The organism is Bacillus sp. JCM 19034, assembly GCF_001310635.1.
Lineage (GTDB): Bacteria > Bacillota > Bacilli > Bacillales > Bacillaceae_D > Halalkalibacter.
Genome location: NZ_BAXR01000065.1, coordinates 1 through 636 on the forward strand (window position 1 = coordinate 1; position 636 = coordinate 636).

The following is a 636-nucleotide window of genomic DNA, read 5'->3' on the forward strand; positions in this document are numbered from 1 at the left end:
CCAACGATTTCGCCATCGACATAATGTCCAGCATCGTCATCCTCTTCATCTGTGACGGCTTCGCCATCTACCTCTAATGTGCCTGGCACATACTCAAGGCCTTCTGGTAGCTCATCACGGATGATCAGATTTTTCACTAAACTATCTTCGATTGTATTTCGGGTTTGAATCGTATACAGCAGTGTATCTCCCACTTCTGGGTGATCTTCATCTGTATTACCATCCGCTTTTTCAACTAGTTCCGCTGCTTTTTCTGACTCTAGCTTCGGTTCCTTCGGATCGACCGTGAATTCATGTTGTGGGTTCTCTGGATCAACATTATCACCGTCGACCGTTGCCACGTTTTCTATCCTCTGTTCTGCTTGACCTGAATTAATTACAGCTTGGAACGTGACGGTACGCCAGTCCGTATCCGTTACATTTCCGAAGTTAGCGGTAATCTCACCATCTTCAAAGTCCGCTATTCCTTCATGGCTTACTTCTAAACTTCCTTCGACATAGCTAAGTCCGTCTGGAAGCATATCTGTGATCACGAAGTTTCCAACTAAACTTTCGCGAACTGTATTACGTGCTCGAATCGTATAAACAACCGTGTCCCCTACGTGGAATTCTGCTTTCCCTTCCTCGAGGTTCTCT

Annotated in this window: 1 protein-coding gene; it reads right to left on the minus strand. The window is 45.6% G+C overall.

The annotated features are described in order from the left end of the window. On the minus strand, window positions 1-636 hold a 636-nt coding region (locus JCM19034_RS20660), incomplete at both ends, for an isopeptide-forming domain-containing fimbrial protein (protein WP_156324102.1).